General features: G+C 53.1%; 2 protein-coding genes and 1 pseudogene. All 3 read right to left on the bottom strand.

Annotation, left to right across the window (positions count from 1 at the left end):
* Window positions 1-224: pseudogene (locus AC559A_RS18910) on the bottom strand (hypothetical protein); the annotation flags it as partial.
* A 180-nt stretch (window positions 225-404) separates the two neighbouring features.
* On the bottom strand, window positions 405-1,868 hold the full coding sequence (locus AC559A_RS18915; RefSeq protein ID WP_498819248.1) for a flagellar hook protein FlgE: 1,464 nt from the start codon (window positions 1,866-1,868) through the stop codon (window positions 405-407).
* A 465-nt stretch (window positions 1,869-2,333) separates the two neighbouring features.
* Window positions 2,334-2,874 (bottom strand): transposase (locus AC559A_RS18920; RefSeq protein WP_498819249.1); only part of this gene is annotated, 541 nt, incomplete at its 5' end.

A 2,874-nucleotide genomic window follows, 5' to 3' on the forward strand; every position in this document is an offset into this window, starting at 1 on the left:
TCGACACTTAAGGCAATGGGTTCAATTGATTTACGTTCAAGTCCACTGAACTGGCCACTCATGTAGCGAAAAAAATTGGCTCTGGACTCGCTTCTGAGAAAGCAGTCATGGAAATATTCGTGGAAGCCTTCGAGCTTGTCCTTAAAACCTTCAATTTCTGCAAGGGTTAAATCAAATTTTGGAACTGAATAACAATGCTCATTTCTTCGACAACCTGGTAGCATGGCCTGCCTCCTTTGCTTGATGTAAGGTAATTGGCATAGTGGCAGGCTTTGAGTGAACAATCAAGTATTTTTATCTAAATTGCGTTGTAGGGTTACCCCCCCTTGCCTCGCCTCACCGAAAACAAACAGGCCGGAAGCATCACGCTTCCGGCCTGTCCTGATTACCGATCCGTCAACCCGTTATCTCTTCATCCGAATCACTTCATCCAGCATCATGTCCGTGGTGGTGATGGTCTTGCTGTTGGCCTGGAAGCCTTTCTGGGTGCTGATCATTTTCACGAATTCCGTTGCGAGGTCCACGTTGGAGAGTTCCAGGGAGTTGGAGGACACAGTTCCAAACCTCCCGGTGGTGGCGATCCCGGTGTAGGCCGGGCCGGAATCCCTGGTTTCGGCAAAGAGGTTGCCGCCTTCCCGACGCAGCCCCCAGACATTGTTGAAGTCGCCAATGGTCAGGGTAAACAACTCATCCACCTGTCCGTTGGAATACCGACCGGTTATCACCCCTTCGCGGCTGACGGACACATTCTGCAGGAAACCCGCTGTATAGCCGTCCTGGGTTTGGAACAGGGTGGCCGAAGAACTGGAATAGCTGGTGGTGGCCAGGGCTTCGGGTCTGTCAAATGCAGCCGCCGGGGTAAGCAAGCCACCAAAGTTCAATTCTATTGGTTGATAATCGTCAGGAAACACAGCGCCAACAGCCTGTGAGGAACCAAGAAAGTCCGCGAAAAGGAGGGGGTATCCGTTTTGGACGTGGGCAGCGGCAACAGGCTGAGGTGCGGGAGGTGCAGCTCCATCATAGTAACGAAGATTAGCCATATCTGCCAGTTCACCGGCCGCATTGAAATGCATTTCGCCGTCAAACAACAGGCCTGCCACCGCGTTGCCAGCAGCTCCATTTCGCATATCTTCATCCGGCGCACAGGTCACAATGAACTGCCAGTACTTGCCCGCGGGATTTTCACCACCGAGCGGTTCTCTTTGCCGAAAATATACAGTCAGATTATGCCCGCCGCCGTTTTCATCGTAAACCCGCAGCGTGGACTGATAGGTATAGTTGTTCGCGCCAATAGGTGGAACAGCCGTGCCGTCCCATGCATCCTGAATATCCCCTGCCGCCGCATTAAATTGCTCACTCCGTGAGTCCAGGTTTGCGATGACCGAAATATTTTCCGTGGGTGCCGGGGGGGACTGGAAGTTTTCCAGTTGCAAATCTCCTGGTACGCCCGTGATGGCCCCGCCATCCATTCCCCATCCCTGGACCCGATAACCATGCGGGTCGATGAAGTAGCCTTCCTTGTCGAACCGGAAGTTGCCGGCCCGGGTGTAGTAGTTGATTTCTTCCCCCGGAGGACTGACCAGAAAGAAGCCATTGCCGGTGATGGCCACATCCGTGGCCTCGTTGGTGGACTCCAGGGCGCCCTGGCTGAAGTCGCCCAGGATGGTACCCACGGTCACGCCGCGGCCCACCTGGCCCGCGCCCCCGGCCGTGTTCACGGTCTGGCTCATGAAGTCCTCGAAGTGCAGGCGCGAGCCCTTGAACCCCAAGGTGCTCACGTTGGCGATGTTGTTGCCGATCACGCCCATCTTCTGACCATGACCCTTGAGGCCGCTGACCCCGGTCCACATTGATGCCGTGAGACTCATGGTGGTTCTCCTTTAAATTCAATACTGTTCATTTAAAATATTTCGACGCAGATTTCGTAATCTGAAACAGGCTCAGGTTTTGAATTTCTCGGCCTCACAGGGTAGTTGCTCATTTTGCGTTTTACTCCCCGCGGACATTTACAATTACGACTCGAGACAACACGTTCATCCAGAATTTCCTTCAGCACGGATTTGTGAAACGTCATCCACTGCTGAGGGGGGAAAAGCGCCGAAAAACGGCAGCTTTCGCCGCACAACCTTTACGGAATGGACAAACGACAATTGGTCAGGGTCAATGTCCTCGCTCAAGGCCGCTTCATGCATCAAGCCACGAATCGCGAAATGAGTCATCAAAAGGCCATAGAACTCCTGCCGGCACAAATCCGGTGTCTTGCTCCGAAGAACCACCTTGGCTCCTCTCAAATGCGTCTTGAGTTCATCAAATGCCGTCTCGATTTCCCACCTTTAATGATAAAGTGCAGCCAATTCTTGCGCAGGAGCTTCCGCAGGATCCAAAATCGTGGTTATGAGTCGATACAACGGCTCCGCATCAGGAATTCCAACAAGTCGATACTCAATGACACGCACCTTGACTCCGATACCATGACGGCGATCCTTGGCGGACTTGAATATCATGCTAAGGTAGGAACCGTCCGGCAAGCGTTCCAGCATCGGCAAATCCAAATTCTTTTTCACACGCCACAGCAAGTCAGCCCCGGAGGTACGGCTCGAATTCCAGAGGTCATATCCAAAAAAGCCTCGATCAGCCATGCAAAGCATCCCCGGCCCCAAGTGCTCTATCACCTGGATCGCCAACTTCCTTTCACTCGTTCGGTAAGAACCCATTTGCGTGCCAAACAATACGTGCGTCCCGTTCTCCACAAGCGAAACATAACGCATCTGCGGAAAGCCACTTATGCCTCTCTTGGACGCAGGACGGCCAAATTCCTCGGCGTTCACGCTTTCGTCCGCCACGTCCATGCAACTCCCATCAATGCTGACCAAA

The sequence above is a fragment of the Desulfonatronum zhilinae genome (genome assembly GCF_900182865.1).
GTDB classification, from domain to species: domain Bacteria; phylum Desulfobacterota; class Desulfovibrionia; order Desulfovibrionales; family Desulfonatronaceae; genus Desulfonatronum; species Desulfonatronum lacustre.

Coding starts and splice junctions, on each gene's coding strand:
- AC559A_RS18915 (WP_498819248.1), bottom strand. CDS start 1,868: ATGAGTCTCACGGCATCAATGTGGACCGGGGTCAGCGGCCTCAAGGGT.